This is a genomic window from Nevskiales bacterium, from assembly GCA_035574475.1.
Lineage (GTDB): Bacteria > Pseudomonadota > Gammaproteobacteria > Nevskiales > DATLYR01 > DATLYR01.
Genome location: DATLYR010000119.1, coordinates 1 through 16,734 on the forward strand (window position 1 = coordinate 1; position 16,734 = coordinate 16,734).

12 protein-coding genes are annotated in these 16,734 nt (G+C 67.4%); 11 read left to right on the forward strand and 1 reads right to left on the reverse strand.

The genetic code is table 11. The annotated features are described in order from the left end of the window. The 11 genes from VNJ47_06965 to VNJ47_07015 all read left to right on the forward strand — a co-directional run. On the forward strand, window positions 1-672 hold a 672-nt coding region (locus tag VNJ47_06965), incomplete at its 5' end, for a Gfo/Idh/MocA family oxidoreductase (GenBank protein HXG28570.1). Between the two features lie 4 nt (window positions 673-676). Further along, window positions 677-1,813 (forward strand): DegT/DnrJ/EryC1/StrS family aminotransferase, encoded by a 1,137-nt coding sequence (locus VNJ47_06970; protein ID HXG28571.1) that lies wholly within the window; start codon window positions 677-679, stop codon window positions 1,811-1,813. A gap of 162 nt (window positions 1,814-1,975) precedes the next feature. Then, window positions 1,976-3,394 carry a coniferyl aldehyde dehydrogenase gene (locus VNJ47_06975; GenBank protein HXG28572.1) on the forward strand — a complete coding sequence of 473 codons (1,419 nt, stop codon included), beginning with the start codon at window positions 1,976-1,978 and terminating at the stop codon, window positions 3,392-3,394. Between the two features lie 186 nt (window positions 3,395-3,580). After that, on the forward strand, window positions 3,581-5,209 hold the full coding sequence (locus tag VNJ47_06980; protein HXG28573.1) for a choline dehydrogenase: 1,629 nt from the start codon (window positions 3,581-3,583) through the stop codon (window positions 5,207-5,209). 84 nt (window positions 5,210-5,293) lie between these two features. Further along, entirely contained in the window at window positions 5,294-5,434 is a 141-nt protein-coding gene (locus VNJ47_06985) for a hypothetical protein (protein ID HXG28574.1), read from the forward strand. Further along, window positions 5,431-7,587 (forward strand): N-6 DNA methylase, encoded by a 2,157-nt coding sequence (locus VNJ47_06990; protein HXG28575.1) that lies wholly within the window; start codon window positions 5,431-5,433, stop codon window positions 7,585-7,587. Before VNJ47_06985 ends, VNJ47_06990 begins: the two co-directional genes overlap by 4 nt. 123 nt (window positions 7,588-7,710) lie before the next feature. After that, window positions 7,711-8,307 (forward strand): type IV toxin-antitoxin system AbiEi family antitoxin domain-containing protein, encoded by a 597-nt coding sequence (locus tag VNJ47_06995; GenBank protein HXG28576.1) that lies wholly within the window; start codon window positions 7,711-7,713, stop codon window positions 8,305-8,307. Beyond that, complete coding sequence (locus tag VNJ47_07000; protein ID HXG28577.1) at window positions 8,304-9,239, forward strand: nucleotidyl transferase AbiEii/AbiGii toxin family protein; 936 nt, start codon at window positions 8,304-8,306, stop codon at window positions 9,237-9,239. Before VNJ47_06995 ends, VNJ47_07000 begins: the two co-directional genes overlap by 4 nt. After that, the gene (locus VNJ47_07005) at window positions 9,236-11,089 is read left to right on the forward strand and encodes a DUF262 domain-containing protein (GenBank protein ID HXG28578.1); all 1,854 of its coding nucleotides are present in this window, start codon (window positions 9,236-9,238) and stop codon (window positions 11,087-11,089) included. Before VNJ47_07000 ends, VNJ47_07005 begins: the two co-directional genes overlap by 4 nt. Then, window positions 11,086-12,411 carry a restriction endonuclease subunit S gene (locus VNJ47_07010; protein ID HXG28579.1) on the forward strand — a complete coding sequence of 442 codons (1,326 nt, stop codon included), beginning with the start codon at window positions 11,086-11,088 and terminating at the stop codon, window positions 12,409-12,411. Before VNJ47_07005 ends, VNJ47_07010 begins: the two co-directional genes overlap by 4 nt. Next, window positions 12,408-15,923, forward strand: coding sequence for an RNA-binding domain-containing protein (locus VNJ47_07015; GenBank protein ID HXG28580.1), 3,516 nt, complete (start codon window positions 12,408-12,410; stop codon window positions 15,921-15,923). Before VNJ47_07010 ends, VNJ47_07015 begins: the two co-directional genes overlap by 4 nt. An 87-nt stretch (window positions 15,924-16,010) precedes the next feature. Here VNJ47_07015 and VNJ47_07020 read toward each other — a convergent pair. Further along, the coding region (locus VNJ47_07020) for a hypothetical protein (protein ID HXG28581.1) at window positions 16,011-16,734 on the reverse strand (724 nt) is incomplete at its 5' end.

Consider the following 16,734-nt stretch of genomic DNA (forward strand, 5'->3'; position numbering starts at 1 on the left):
AAACCGATGACGCTCAACAGCCGCGACGCCGAGGACCTGGTCGCGCTGGCGAAGCGTGAGCAGCGCGTGCTCATGACCGGCCACCTGCTGCTGTTCCAGCCGGCGGTGCGCTGGATCAAGCAGTTCCTCGACAGCGGCAAGCTGGGCACGCTCTACAGCCTGCACCAGGAGCGCATGGACCTGGGCCGCGCGCAGCCGGTGGAGAACGTGCTGTGGGCGCTGGGCGTGCACGACCTGGCCGTGCTGCTGTACCTGGTCGGCGCCCATCCGCACCGCATCCGCGCCAGCGGGCACCACGTGCTGACGCCGGGCGTGGAGGACGACGTGTACGTGCACATGGAATTCCCCAGCGGCGTGCGCGCCAACCTGCACAATTCCTGGCTGTGGCCGGTCAAGCGCCGGCGCCTGGTGGTGGTCGGCTCGACCGGCATGCTGGTCTACAACGAGGTGCACCAGAAGGTGGTGCACTACCGCAAGCGCATCGGCGCGGACCTCAAGAACGTCGATGAAGGCTCCGAGCTGGTGTTCGAGGGCCACGGCCAGCCGCTGCGGCTCGAGCTGGAGCATTTCCTGGAGTGCATGCAAACCCGCGCCACGCCGCTGGCCAGCGGCGAAAGCGCGATCGAAGTCATCAAGGTGCTGGAGGCTGCCGCCGGCATGCTGGAGAACTGAGCGAATGAGCACCGACAAGAAACCGATCCCGATCCTGGACCTCAACAACGAAGTGGCGCTGCTGTGGGACGAGCTGAGCGGCGCCGTGCAGGGCGTGCTCAAGTCCGGCGCCTTCGTGCTCGGGCCCGAGGTGCAGAAATTCGAGGCCGAGGTGCAGCAGTACCTGGGCGTCAAGCACGCCATCGGCCTGAATTCCGGCACCGACGCGCTGATCATCGGCCTGCGCGCCATGGGCGTGCGGCCGGGCGACGAGGTCATCACCTCCAGCTTCAGCTTCTTCGCCACCGCCGAGGCGATCGAGCTGATCGGCGCCAAGGCGGTGTTCGTCGACATCGATCCGGCGACCTTCAACCTGGACGTGGCGCAGGTCGAGCGGAAGATCACGCCGAAGACGCGCGCCATCCTGCCCGTGCACCTGTACGGCCAGTCGGCGGACATGGACCCGCTGCTGGCGCTGGCCAAGGCGCACGACCTGAAAGTGCTGGAGGACGCCTGCCAGGCCTTCGGCTGCGAGTACAAGAACCGCAAGGTGAGCGGCATCGGCGACGCCGGCGCGCATTCCTTCTACCCGACCAAGAACCTCGGCGCCTACGGCGATGGCGGCATGATCACCACCAACGACGACGCCATCGCGCAGCAGGTGCGCATCCTGCGCGACCACGGCTCGCCGCGCAAATACCACCACGTCACCGTCGGCTACAACTCGCGCCTGGATTCGATCCAGGCGGCGATCCTGCGCGTCAAGCTCAAGCACATCGATGCCTGGAACGACGCGCGCCGCGCGATTGCGCGACATTACACGCAGCTGCTGCGCGATGTGCCGGGCGTGACACCGCCGGCCGAGGCCGGCTATTCGCGCCACGTCTACCACCAGTACACGATCCGCATCGCCGGCGGGAAGCGCGACGCCGTGCGCGAGGCGCTCACTGCCGACGGCATCGCCTCGATGATCTATTACCCCGAGGCCATGCACCAGGCGCCGTACTTCGCCGCGCGCGCGCAGGCGGAAGGCGCCGCCTGGGCGCAGCCGCAGTCGGAGCGCGCCTGCGCCGAGGTGCTGTCGCTCCCCATCGGTCCGCGCCTCACGCTGGCCGACGCCGAGCGCGTGGTCGCGGTCATCAAGGCAGCGTTGTTGCCGTAGGCGCCGGCCGGACCGGTCGCGCGCAGGCGCGCCCCTAGCATTGGGATAGGCTTCCGCTCGTAGGAGCCGGCCTGCCGGCGACGGGCCGTGTCCCGGCCCAGCGGTCGCAGCGGCCCGCAAACAATGCTAGCGTCAAAATACTGGTCAGCCACCGGGGGGATCATGGCCAGCGATCTGCGGTCCCTGCTCGACGCCCAACGCGCCGCCTTCCGCGCCGAAGGCGCGCCGGACCTGCGGGAGCGCCGGCGCCGCCTCGATGCCCTGCTGGAGGGCATCCTCGACCACGAGGCCGATTTCGTGCGCTGCGTGTCGGCGGACTTCGGCAACCGCGCGGCGCAGGAGACGCGGCTGCTGGAAATCTTCCCCACCGTGGACGAGATCCGCCACGCCCGCGGGCACCTCAAGGGCTGGATGAAGCCGCGCCGCGTGCCCGCCAACTGGCAGTTCGCCACCGGCCGTGCGCGCGTGCTGTACCAGCCGCTGGGCGTGGTCGGCGTCATCGGCGCCTGGAACTACCCGATCCTGCTGGTGCTCTCGCCGCTGGTGAATGCGCTCGCCGCCGGTAACCGCGCGCTGCTCAAGCCCTCCGAGCTGGCGCCGCAGACGGCCGAGCTGATCGCGAAACTCATCACCGAGCGCTTCCGGCCGGAGGAGGTCGCGGTGGTGAACGGCGGTGCGGACGTGTCAGCCGCGTTCGCCGCGCTGCCCTTCGATCACCTGATCTTCACCGGCTCCACCCGCGTGGGCAGGCTGGTGATGCGCGCCGCCAGCGAGAACCTCACGCCGGTGACGCTGGAGCTGGGCGGCAAGTCGCCGGCCATCGTGCACGCCGACTACCCGCTGGAGCGGGCCGCCGAGCGCATCCTCACCGGCAAGTTCTGGAACGCCGGCCAGACCTGCGTGGCGCCGGATTACGCGCTGGTGCCGGAGGACAAGCTCGATGCCTTCCTGGCGGCGGCTGCGCGCATCCTGCCGCAGCGCTACCCGCGGCTGGTGGACAACCCCGACTACACGCACATCGTCAACGGCCGGTTCTACGAGCGGCTGACGGGGATGATCGAGGCGGCGCGCGCGGCCGGCGCGCGCGTGCTGCAGAGCAATCCCGCGAACGAGGACTGCAACGCCGGCAACCGCGTGATCCCGCCGACCGTGATCGCCCACGCGCGCGAGGACCTGGCGATCCTGCAGGAGGAGATCTTCGGGCCGATCCTGCCGGTGGTGGGCTACCGCGGGCTCGACGACGCCCTGCGCTACGTCAATGACCGGCCACGGCCGCTGGCGCTGTATTACTTCGACCACGACGGCGCGCGCATCGAGCGCGTGCTGCGCGAGACCACCACGGGCGGCGTCACGATCAACGACTGTATCTTCCACCTGCCGCAGCACAACCTGCCGTTCGGTGGCGTCGGCCCGAGCGGCATGGGCGCCTACCACGGCTTCGACGGCTTCGCCGCCTTCTCCAAGAAAAAGGGCGTGTTCATTCAGGGCTTCGGCGGGCAGTTCCTGTTCCCGCGGTTTTTCTCGCCGCCCTACGGGCGCATCAGCGACCGACTGATCCGCTGGCTCATCGGCAGCCGCTAGGGGAACCTCTGATCCATTTCTTCGTCATTCCGGCGCAAGCCGGAATCCAGCGACTTTCAAGGCTCTGGACCCCGGCTTTCGCCGGGGTGACGAATTAATCAGAGTTTTCATGGGCTGGCCCGCCCGCCGTCGCGGGCTTAATATCGGGCCCTAACGAGCAGAACGACGGTTGCAGCGGGTGCGAGCATGAGCCAGGACTTCGATTACGTCATCGTCGGTGCCGGGTCCTCCGGCTGCGTGCTGGCCAACCGCCTGTCGGAAGATCCGGCCTGCCGCGTGTGCCTGCTCGAGGCGGGGCCGGAGGATCGCAATCCCTTCATCCACATGCCCTTCGGTGTGCTGTCCATCATCCGCAGCACGGTGCTGAACTGGGGCTTCTGGACCGAGCCGCAGCCCCGGCTCAACGGCCGCCGGCTGTACTGGCCGCGCGGGCGCATGCTCGGCGGCAGCAGCAGCCTCAACGCACAGGTCTACATCCGCGGCCACCACGGCGATTACGACGACTGGGAAAAGCTCGGCAACAAGGGCTGGGGCTGGAAGGACGTGCTGCCGCTGTTCAAGGCAGTCGAGGACAACGAACGCGGCGCCTCGGAGTTCCACGGCATCGGCGGGCCGCTGCGCGTGTCCGACTCGCGCTCGCGCAACGAGATCTGCGCCGCGCTGGTGGAGGCGGCGGTGGAATGCGGCTACCCGCGCAACGACGACTTCAACGGCGCCGCGCAGGATGGCTTCGGCTTCTACCAGGTCACGCAGAAGGACGGCCGCCGCTGGAGCAGCGCGGATGCCTTCCTCAAGCCGGTGCGCCACCGCGCCAACCTCACGGTGATTACCGAAGCCCGCGCCACGCGCATCCTGTTCGAGGGCAAGCGCGCGGTGGGTATGGTCTATCGCCGGCGCGGGCAGGAGCTGCAAGTGCGTGCCGGGCGCGAGGTGATCCTGGCCGGTGGCGCGGTCAACTCGCCGCAGCTGCTGCTGCTCTCGGGCATCGGCCCGCGCGAGGAGCTGGAGCGCCACGGCATCCCGGTGCGCCATGAATTGCCGGGCGTCGGCCGCAACCTGCTCGACCATCTCGACATCGCGCTGGTCAGCCGCAGCCCCAGCCGCAAGAGCTACGGACTGACCTGGACGCTGCTGCTGCGCCTGTTCAAGGGGCTGTACGACTACTTCGTGCGCAAGACCGGCATGCTGACCAGCAACGTGGCCGAGAGCGGCGGCTTCCTGCGCACGCGCCCCGAGCTGGAGCGGCCGGACGTGCAGCTGCATTTCCTGCCGGGCATGGTCAAAGAGCATGGCCAGAGCCTGGTGTTCGGCCACGGCTACACCTGCCATGTGTGCTGCCTGCGGCCCAAGAGCGCGGGCCGTATCGGCCTGAAGAGCGCCGACCCGCTGGCCGATCCGCTGATCGATCCCAATTACCTCGCCAGCGAGGAAGACCTCGACACCCTGGCCGCCGGCTTCGAGGCGGTGCGGCGCATCGTCGCCGCCAAGGCCTTCGAGCCTTACCGCGGCACGCCGCTGATCCCGCCCGAGCTGCCGGACACGCGCGAGGGCATCCGCGCCATGATCCGCCAGTACGCGGAAACGGTTTACCACCCGGTCGGCAGCTGCAAGATGGGCGTGGACGAGATGGCGGTGGTGGATCCGCAGCTGCGCGTGCACGGTCTGGAAGGACTGCGCGTCGCCGACGCCTCGATCATGCCCACGCTCATCGGCGGCAACACCAACGCGCCCTCGATCATGATCGGCGAAAAGGCCGCGCGCATGATCCTGGCCGCCGCCGCGGAAACCGCACCGGCTGCCGCGCGCGCGGCCTGATCTTGATGAAACGCTCGTTCCTTCTTCGCGCCAGCGGCGCGAAGTCGGGACATTACCCGTGTTCGATAGTATGAGAGGCAGACCTTGGCAAAGAGAAAGAACAACGCGCGTTCGGCCGAAGCCACCGGCCCCACCGTCGGCTACGAAGCTCAGCTCTGGCAGATGGCCGATACCCTGCGTGGCTCGATGGACGCCGCCGAGTACGAGATGAAGGCCTACCGATGAACCACAGCGAGATCGTCAGCTTCCTCTGGGGCGTTGCGGACCTGATCCGCGACACCTTCAAGCGCGGCAAGTACCAGGACGTCATCCTGCCACTCACGGTGCTGCGCCGCCTTGACTGCGTGCTGGCGGCGACGAAGGAAAAGGTGCTGCTGACCCAGGCCCGCTTCAAAGGCAAGCTCGAGAACCTCGATCCACAACTTCGCGCAGCTTCCGGCTTCGCCTTCTACAACACCTCTCGCTATGACTTCGACAAGCTGCTCGCCGACGCGCCGCACCTGGCGGCCAACCTGCGCAACTACATTGCCGGCTTCAGCCCCAACATGCGCGAGGTGCTGGAGCGGTTCGACTTCGACAATACGATCAGCAAGCTGGATGAAGCGGGTCTGCTGTTCCAGGTGCTGGAGCGCTTCAGGAAAGTGGACCTGCACCCGGACAGGATCGACAACCCGACCATGGGCACGATCTTCGAGGAGCTGATCCGCAAGTTCAACGAGGCGCTGAACGAAAACCCCGGCGAGCACTTCACACCGCGCGACGTGGTGCATCTCATGGTGGACCTGATGCTGGCCGGCGACGAGGACCGCATCCGGCGCAGGGGCGTCGTGTGCACGGTGTACGACCCCTGCTGCGGCTCCGGCGGCATGCTGATGATCGCTAAGGAGCACATCACCATCGGGCTGCGCAAGAACGGCAGCCTGCTTCGCCCCGCGATCAATCCGCACGCGGAGATCCACCTCTTCGGCCAGGAAGTGAACCCCGAGACCTGGGCCGTCTCGCGGTCCGACCTGTTCATGAAGGACCCGACAGGACGGGATGCGGACCGCATCGGCTACGGCAGCGTGCTCTCCAATGACCGCCACGCGGGCCTGTCCTTCGACTACCTGATCGCCAATCCGCCCTACGGCAAGGACTGGAAGCGCGACGAGGACGCCGTGCGCGCCGAGCACGAGCGCGGCGCCGCCGGCCGCTTCGCGCCCGGACTGCCGCGCATCAGCGACGGGCAGTTGCTGTTTCTGCTGCACATGCTCGCGCACGCAAAAGCGCCGAGGGAAGGCGGTTCACGCATCGCCATCATCATGAACGGCTCGCCGCTCTTCACCGGCGACGCCGGCAGCGGCGAAAGCGAAATCCGCCGTTACATCCTGGAACACGATCTGCTCGAAGCCCTGATCGCCCTGCCCGAGCAGCTCTTCTACAACACCGGCATCGCGACCTACGTCTGGGTGCTGACCAACCGCAAGGCGCCCGAGCGCAAGGGCAGGGTACAACTGATTGACGCCAGCGCGTTCTGGGTGCCGATGCGCAAGAGTCTTGGCGACAAGCGCCGCGAGATCCCGCCCGAGCGCGCCCAGGACATCGTCAAGCTCCTCCGCGACTTCCAGGACGGCGACACCCGCCGGATCACCAAGGACGGAAAGGAAGAAGAAGTGGTCGTGAGCCGCATCTTCCCGACCACCCACTTCGGCTTCCGCAAGATCACCGTGGAGCGGCCGCTCAAGCTCAACTTCCAGGCCTCGCCCGAGCGGATCGCGCGGCTCGAGGAGGAGAAGGGCTTCAAGGCACTGGCGCAGTCGAAGAAGAAGGGCGCCGCGGGAGCGAAGGAACAGGCAGAAGGACGCGCGCTGCAGGAAGCGATCCGCGCCCTGCTGCGCGGGCTGCCCGCCACGCTGTTCAAGGAGCGCGCCGCGTTCGAGCGCACGCTCGACGCCGCCGCGAAGAAGGCCGGCGTGAAACTCCCCGCGCCGGCCCGCAAGGCGATCCTCGCCGCGCTCGCCGAGCGCGACGAGACGGCGGCGATCTGCCGCGACGCCGAAGGCAACCCCGAGCCCGACCCGGAGCTTCGCGACACCGAAAGCGTGCCGCTTCCGCCCGGCGACGATCCCGCGGATGCCGAAGGCGTACCCGCGAGCGTGCGCGCCTTCTTCGAGCGCGAGGTCAAGCCCCACGTCCCGGACGCCTGGATCGACACAGCAAAACGCGATCCCAAAGACGGCCGGGTCGGCCTCGTCGGTTACGAGATCAACTTCAACCGCTACTTCTACCGGTACACCCCGCCGCGCCGGCTCGAGGAGATCGAGGCCGATATCCGCGCCATCGAGGCCGACATCGTTCGGATGCTGGCGGAGGTCACGGGCGGGAATGCGGGACCGTAGGTGCGGCAAAGCGTCGGCACTTTCCCACGAATGCCGACGTTTTGTGTTGTGGCAAGCCTGGTATTGACGTATATTGCCGGCATGGTTAACAAGAGTGCCGACAAAATCAGTCGCCGCGCCAACGTGAGCACCTCTCTCGGCCGGCTCCGGACGGCCGGCCTCTCGGGGTTCTTCCGCCCCGCGCAGCTCGACGCCGCCGGTCTGACCCGCGACCAGCTTCCGGCACTCCTGCGCTCGGGTGCCGTCGAGCGCGTCGGTCGCGGCCTCTACCGGATCGCGGAGGCCGAGCCCACCGAGCACTACTCCCTCGCCATGGCCTGCGCGCGCGTGCCGAACAGCATCGTCTGCCTGCTCTCGGCGCTGCGTGTCCACGGCATCGGCACCCAGGCGCCGGCGGAGGTCTGGCTCGCCATCCCGCACAAGGCCCGCGCACCGCGCCTGCGGGAACTGGGGCTGCGCATCGTCCGCTTCAGCGGCCCGGCCTGGAGCTTCGGCGTGCAGACCACCGATTTCGAGGGCGTGCCGGCGCGGATCACGTCACCTGCCCGCACGGTCGCCGACTGCTTCCGTTTCGAGCGCCTCGTCGGGCCCGAGACCGCGATGCAAGCGCTGCAGGATGCGCTCCGGCAGCGCAAGGTGACGGTGGCCGAGCTCGCGCGTGTGGCGGAGGTGCTGCCCTCGCGGCGCCTGCGCGCGGCGCTGGACGTGAGGTTGATATGAGCCCCGACGTCGCAGCGTCCGTTCGGGCCCGGCTGCTGCATCAGGCCCAAGCGAGCGGCGAGGAATTCGAGCGGACGCTCGTGCGCTTCGCTGCCGAGCGGTTTCTCTACCGCCTGGGCGCCTCGGCCGCCCGGGACCGCTGTCTGCTGAAAGGCGCAAGCCTGCTCTCGGTCTGGCTCGCCGACCCCTACCGCGCCACCCGGGACGTGGATGTCCTCGCCTCGGGCGCCGCGGATGACGGGGCCATTCGAGACCTCATCGCACAGATCTGCGACGTCTCCTGCCCCGAGGACGGTCTGCGCTTCGATCTCAACGATCTCACGATCGAGACGATCCGGCCGGAGGAGGAGTACTCCGGCAAGCGCGCCCGCTTTCGCGCGTGGCTCGGCAAGGCCCGCATTGCGGTGCAGGTGGATATCGGCGTCGGCGACGCCGTCGCCGTCGCGCCCGAGGAAGTCACCTATCCGGTGATGCTTGCCACGCTGCCGCCGCCACGGCTGCGCGCTTATCCGCGCGAGCAGACGATCGCCGAGAAGTTCGAGGCGATGGTCAAGCTCGACACCCTGAACAGCCGGATGAAGGACTTTCACGACGTCTGGGCGCTGGCCGGCGCGTTCGCGTTCGACGGCGAGACGCTGCAACGCGCGGTCGCCGCCTGCTTCGAGCGCCGCGCAACGCCCTGGACCGACGCAGCGCCGCGTGTGCTCACGACGGCCTTCTATCAGGTGCCGGCGCTGGACATGCGCTGGCGGAACTATGTGGCGGCCGGCGCGGTGCTGGTGCCGCCGCCCGCGCAGTTCGACCGGATCGGCGAACGGATCATCGCGTTTCTCGGCCCGGTGCGCGATGCCATCGTGGCAGCGCAGTTTCTGTCTGGCCATTGGCCCCCAGGCGGCCCGTGGTCTCATCAACAGCGGAGGGAGTCGCAATGAGTACGATGCTCCGCCCCTCGCGCGAAATCGACGGCAAAGGCCGCACCGTCCGTGAATTGCTCGCTGGCCGCAAGTACTCGATCGACTACTACCAGCGCGAGTACAAGTGGCAGCAGAAGCAGCTCGCGGAGCTGATCGACGACCTCGTGGCGAAGTTCCTCGAGAGCCACGAGCCCGGAAACGAGCGTAGCGCCGTGGCCGATTACGGCCACTACTTCCTCGGCTCGATCATCGTCAGCGACAAGGACGGGCAGAAGTTCATCATCGACGGCCAGCAGCGCCTCACCACGCTGACGCTGCTCCTGATCTTTCTGCACCACCGCCTCGACGACGCCGAGCAGAAGGGACAGATCGCGGACCTGATCTTCTCGCAGAAGTACGGCAAGCGCTCGTTCAACCTCGACATCCCCGAGCGCGCCGCCTGCATGGACGCGCTCTACAAAGGCGAGGAGTTCGCCGAGCCTGACCCGCCCGAGTCCATCGCCAACATCCTGGCTCGCTATGCGGAACTGGAGGACCTCTTCCCTGACGACCTCGGCGGCCCGGCGCTGCCTTACTTCGTTGACTGGCTGGTTGAGAACGTGCACCTGGTCGAGATCACTGCCTACTCGGACGAGGATGCCTACACGATCTTCGAGACGATGAACGATCGCGGGCTATCGCTCACGCCCGCGGACATGCTGAAGGGCTATCTGCTCGCGAACATCACCGACGCAGAAAAGCGCACGCGGGCGAGCCGGGTCTGGAAGGAGCGCTTGCAGGCCCTTGCCGAACTCGGCAAGGACGAGGACGCCGACGGCATCAAGTCGTGGCTGCGCAGCCAGTACGCCGAGAGCATCCGCGAGCGCAAGCGCGGCGCCGCGCCGCAGGACTTCGACCTGATCGGCACCGAGTTCCACCGCTGGGTGCGCGACCACGAGAAGGCACTCGGCCTCACCGCGAGCGCCGAGTTCGCACGCTTCATCGAGCGGGACTTCGCCTTCTACGCCCAGTGGTACGAGCGCCTGCGACGGGCGGCCGAGACGCTGACGCCCGGGCTCGAGTGTGTGCACTTCAACGCCCAGCACAACTTCACGCTGCAGTACCCGGTGCTGCTCGCGCCGCTGCGCGTCACGGACGACGAAGCAACAGCGCTGCGCAAGGTGCGCGTGGTGGCGGCCTACCTCGACATCCTGATCCACCGCCGCATCTGGAACTTTCGCGCGATCGACTACTCGACCATGCAGTACGCGATGTTCCTCGTGATGCGCGACGTGCGCGGCAAAAGCGCGCCCGAGCTCGCCGCAATGCTGAAGGACCGGCTCGACCCCGACACCGCACCCGATTTTGCCGCGAACGGCGCGTTTCGCCTGCACGGCATGAACGGCCGGCAGATCCACCGCCTGCTCGCGCGCATAACCGACTACGTCGAGACCCGTTCCGGCCAGGCCTCGCGCTACGCCGAGTACGCCCAGCGCGGGCGCAAGGGCTACGAGATCGAGCACGTCTGGGCCGACCATCCGGAGCGGCACCGGGACGAGTTCGGCCACCCGAGCGAGTTCCAGGAGTACCGCAACCGCATCGGCGGCCTGCTGCTCCTGCCCAAGAGCTTCAATGCGAGCTACGGCGATTTGCCCTACGCCGAGAAGCGCAAGCACTACGCGGGGCAGAACCTGCTCGCGAAGAGCCTCCACGAGAGCGCCTACGACCACAACCCCGGCTTCAAGCGGTTCATCGTGGAGAGCGGGGTGCCCTTCCGTGCGCACGCCGAGTTCCGCAAGGTCGACCTCGATGCGCGCCAGGCGCTCTACCAGCAGCTCGCGGAGCGGATCTGGAGTCCGGAGCGGCTGGTGCAGGAGGCGGTGTCGTGAGCGGGGCGAAGCCGACCTCGCGGGCCGCGGGCGCGGGGCGGTACAAGCCGTACCCGACCTACAGGGACTCCGGCGTCGAGTGGCTGGGGGAGATTCCGGCGCATTGGGAGGTGAAGCGACTAAAGTACGTCGCGCCGGCTCGCATCAGCAAGTTGGAGGTCAAGCCGGACGACGCCGTCTACGTAGGCCTCGAGCACGTTGAGTCATGGACCGGCCGGCTTCTGCTGGAGAATCAGCCTGAGACCGTGGACAGCGTAGTCGGGTCCTTCAAGGCCGGGGACGTGCTGTTTGGGAAGCTGCGTCCGTACCTTGCCAAGGTGGCGCGCGCAGACTTCGACGGTGTTTGTACAAGCGAGATCCTCCCGCTTCGGCCACTTGCCGGGTGTTCGCAGAGTTACCTGATGTACGAGTTGCTCAATGCCCCGTACATCCATTGGCTCGATTCGCTCACGTACGGCACGAAGATGCCTCGCGTCAGCCCACAGCAAGTCGCCGTCAGTTCCGTGGGGCTCCCCCCCAAACCCGAGCAACACGCCATCGCCGCGTTCCTCGACCGCGAGACGGCGCGGATCGATGCGCTGATGGTGAAGAAGGAGCGGCTGATCGAGCTGCTCCAGGAGCAGCGCACCGCCCTCATCACCCGCGCCGTCACCAAGGGTCTCGACCCGACCGTCCCCATGAAGGACTCCGGCGTCGAGTGGCTGGGGGAGATTCCGGCGCATTGGGAAGTGAAGAAATGGCGTTATTGCTGCCGTGTGACCGAAGGGCAGGTCGCGCCCGACGATGACCGATACCGCGAGAGGATCTTGATTGCGCCGAATCACATCGAGTCAGGAACTGGCCGGATCCTCTACACAGAGACGGCGGATGAGCAGGGCGCGATAAGTGGGAAATACTTGGTCGCTCCTGGCGACATCATTTACTCGAAGATTAGGCCCGCGCTGAACAAGGTTTGCATCGCTGACGGCCACTGGCTCTGCAGTGCAGACATGTATCCAGTCGCGATCACCGAGAAACGCCTGGAAGCGCAGTTCCTGCTCTACTTCATGCTGTCTGAGCCATTCGTCCGTCTGATGGTGGACGAGTCAATGCGTGTAGCAATGCCGAAGATCAATCGCGACAAGCTTTCGGCCTGTCCGCTGGTCATTCCCCCTGCTGCCGAGCAGTGCGCCATCGCCGCCTTCCTCGACCGGGAGACGGCGAAGCTCGACGCCCTCATCGCCAAGGTCCGCGACGCCATTGACCGCCTCAAGGAACTCCGCACCGCGCTCATCTCCGCCGCGGTGACGGGCAAGATTGACGTGCGGGAGGCGGCGGCATGAGCCCCGAGATCTCCGAGCGTGCCTTCGAGGCGGCGATCGAGTGCGCCTTGCTCGAATACGGCCCCGACGCCTGCGCAGGCTTTGCCTCGGCGGTGCGAGAGACCTCGCCGCCCTACGGCGAGCACTCGCCGGGCGGCTACCGCAAGCGCGAGCCCGAGGACTACGACCGCGCGCTGTGCCTGCTGCCGCGCGACGTGCTGGACTTCGTGCTCGCGACGCAGCCCAAGGAATGGCAAAAGCTCGCCCAGCACCACGGCGCGGCGGTGCGCGAGCAGTTCCTGAAGCGCCTGTCCGCCGAGATCGCGCGGCGCGGGGCGCTCGACGTGCTGCGCAATGGCCTCAAGGACTCGGGCTGCAAGTTCCGCCTTGCGTACTTTCGCCCTGCCAGCGGCCTCAACGAGGAGACCCGGCGGCTGTACGGCGCGAATCTGTTCGCCGTCGTCCGCCAACTGCGCTACAGCACCAAGCACGAGAACAGCCTCGACCTGGTGCTGTTCCTCAACGGCATCCCGATCTTCACTGCCGAGCTCAAGAACCCGCTCACCGGGCAAACCGTGGAGGACGCGATCCGCCAGTACAAGACCGACCGCGACCCGCGCGAGCCGCTGTTGGCCTACGGCCGGTGCCTGGCGCACTTCGCGGTGGATCCGGAGCTCGTCTATGTGACGACGCAGCTCGCCGGGGCGAGGACGCGCTTTCTGCCCTTCAACCAGGGCAGGTTCGGCGGCGCCGGCAACCCGCCCGTGCCGCCCACGCGGCAGGGCTACGCCACCGCCTACCTCTGGGAGGAGACCTGGGCGCGCGACAGCGTGCTCGACCTGGTGCGCCAGTTCATCCACGAGGTCGAGGAGGAGGACGACAAGGGCCGCAAGACCGGCCGGCGCTTCCTGATCTTCCCGCGCTACCACCAGATTGACTGCGTGCGGAGGCTCGTCGCCGACGCCCGCGCGCGCGGTCCGGGCCAGCGGTATCTCATCCAGCACTCGGCCGGCAGCGGCAAGAGCTTCACCATCGGCTGGCTCGCACATCAGCTCGCGACCCTGCACGATGCGGGCGACCGGCGCGTGTTCGACTCGATCGTGGTGATCACCGACCGCCGCGTGCTCGACCGCCAGCTCCAGACCACGATGCGCCAGTTCGAGCAGACGCTCGGCGTGGTCGAGAACATTGACACCACTTCGCGCCAGCTCAGGGAGGCGCTCGAGTCTGGCAAGACCATCATCGTCACCACGCTGCAGAAGTTCCCGGTGATCGCGAAGGAGATCGGCGAGCTGCCGGGCCGCCGCTTCGCCGTCATCGTGGACGAGGCGCACTCCTCGCAGTCGGGCGAGAGCACGAAGAGTCTCAAGGCCGTGCTGGCCTCGCGGTCGCTCGAGGAGGCGGAAGCCGAGGACGCCGGGGCCGCAACGCCCGAGGAGGAGCTCGAAAACACCGTGCTCGTGGAGATGGAGACGCGCGGGCGGCTGCCGAACGTCTCGACCTTCGCCTTCACCGCCACGCCCAAGCCCAAGACGCTGGAGCTCTTCGGCGTGCAGCGCGCCGACGGCAAGTTCGCACCCTTCCACCTTTACAGCATGCGCCAGGCGATCGAGGAGGGGTTCATCCTCGACGTGCTCCAGCACTACACCACGTACAAGGCCTACTGGCGGCTGCTCAAGAAGGTCGAGGACGACCCGCGCTACGACAAGCGCAAGGCCGAGTATCTGCTCAAATCCTTCGTCGAGCTGCACCCGCATGCGATCGGCGAGAAGGTCAGGATCTGCATCGAGCACTTCGCGGCGAAGGTGCAGAATCAAATCGGTGGCAAGGCCAAGGCGATGATCGTCACGCGCTCGCGCCTGCACGCGGTGCGCTACAAGCGCGCGGTGGACAAGTACCTGGCCGAGCGCGGCTACCCGTTCAAGGCACTGGTCGCCTTCTCGGGGACGGTCCAGGACGGCGGGCAGTCGTACACCGAGTCCGGCATGAACGGCTTGCCCGAGGCGCAGACGGCGAAGACCTTCGAACAGCCCGAGTACCGCCTGCTGATCGTCGCCAACAAGTTCCAGACCGGCTTCGACCAGCCGCTGCTGCACACGATGTACGTGGACAAGAAGCTTGGCGGCGTGAACGCGGTGCAGACGCTCTCGCGCCTGAACCGCACGCACCCGGAGAAGAAGGGCACGATGGTACTCGACTTCGCGAACGAGGCCGAGGAGATCCAGGCGGCCTTCGAGCCCTACTACGAGACGACGCTGCTGTCCGAGGCCACCGACCCGAACCTGCTCTACGAGCTGCAGACCCGCCTCGCCGCGTTCCCGGTGTACACCGATGCCGACGTGACCGCCTTCGCCAGGCTTTTCTTCGATCCGAAGACGACGCAGGACCGGCTGTATGCCGCGCTCGCGCCGGTGGTCGAGCGCTTCAAGGCGCTGTCGAAGGACGAGCAGCAAGACTTCTGCGGCCAGCTCACCGACTATGTGCGGTTGTATGCCTTTCTGGCCCAGGTGCTGACCTTTACGGACGCCGAGCTCGAGAAGCTGTACGTGTTCGCGCGCCATCTGCGGCGTCTGCTGCCGAGCGACCGGGCGCAACTGCCGGTCGAGGTACAGCAGAACATAGACATGGAGTCCTACCGCATCCAGCAGACCGGCAGCGGCAGGATCGGTCTCGAGCGCAAGAACGGCGTGCTCGACCCGGCCGGCAGCCGGTCGGGGCACGGCACCGCGCCCGAGGAGCTGGAGACGCTGTCGCGCATCATCGCGGAACTGAACGAACGCTTCGGGCTCAACCTCGGGCCCGAGCACCGCGTGACGCTCGGCCAGATGATGGAGAAGCTCGACGCGGACGCCGCGCTCGAGGCGGCGGCGCGCGTCAACACGCGCGAGAACGTGCGGCTCACCTTCGACCAGAAGGTCGAGCACGTGATCCAGGAGATCGTGGATTCCAACTTCGAGCTCTACAAGCGCATCACCGACGACCGCGCCTTCGGCGAGACGATCAAGAACCTGCTGTTCGACCAGTACCTGCGCGCGCATCGAAACGCCGAGGCGCTGATCGAGCGCGGCGAGTCCAAGACGCTCGAGTTCAAGTCCACGCTGCGCTGGAACCTGAAGGAGGACCGACAGGACGACAAGGGCGTGACGCATGCCGTGCTCAAGACGATCGCCGCGTTCCTCAACACCGAAGGCGGCGACCTCCTGATCGGCGTGGCCGACGACGGCGCAATCGTCGGCATCGAGCGCGACCGGCTCGACAGCGACGACAAGTTCATGCGGCATCTGGCGCAGGTGGTGCGCAACGGGCTCGGTGACCGCGCCGGAACCTGCATCGACCCGAAGACCCAGATCGTGCAGGGCAAGACGGTGTGCGTGGTGAGCTGCCAGCGCAGCCCGGAGCCGGTCTTCCTCAAGTGGAAGGGGCTGGAGGCGTCCCCGGAGGGCGACTTTTTCGTGCGCAGCGGCCCGGGCACGGTGAAGCTGCCTCCCGACAGCGCGCGGGAATACATCCGCACGCGATTCGGCGGCCCTTAGTGTGGCGTCCCGTCAATATCTTTGTCACTCCGGACAAGCCCGCTTCGAGCCGCTGGCGTTCGGCCCTGCTCGGACGCAGGGCATGCGCTAAGCAGTTCTGCCGGCCAGCTGTTGCAGCAGCGCGTCGGTGGCCGCATCGGCGGGGAAGAAGGTTTCCAGCCGCAACTCGTCCACCGTGATGTCCTGCGGTGTGCCGAACATCGCGATCATGGTGAACAGGCTGGCGCGCAGCCCGTCCTTCGCCAGTTCCATCGGCAGGATCGGCGTCAGCGGCTGTTCCCAGTCCGCCAAGCGCCACTGGTCGGGGATGCCGGGATAGGACAGCAGTTCCTCGAGCAGGGCGTTCAGGCCATGCGGGCCGGACAGCATCGCCGCCTCGCGCCGCAGGCGGTTGAGCATGGACGGGCCGAGCTGCGCCCAGTTGGCGATGTAGGGGCGCAGGCCTTCGGGATGGAAGGTCAGGCGCATCACGTTCGGGCGCCCGTCCGGGCAGGTGCGTGGCCAGATCACGGCCGGGTCTCCGAGCAGGCCGAAGAAACGCAGCGAGGCGTTGTTCTGCAGCACCAGGTTCCAGTCGCGGTCTACTACCACGGCCGGGTAGGGCTCGTGATGCTGCAGGGTCAGCTCCAGCGCGCGCCGCACCGGCGCCATCTCCGCCACCTGCAGCGAGCGCTCGCGGTACAGCGGTGCGAAACCGGCCGCGGCCAGGAGTGCATTGCGCTCGCGCAGCGGCACGTCCAGCGTCTCGCACAGGCCCAGCACCATCTCGCGGCTCGGGCGCGAGCGCCCGGATTCGAGAAAGCTCAGGTGG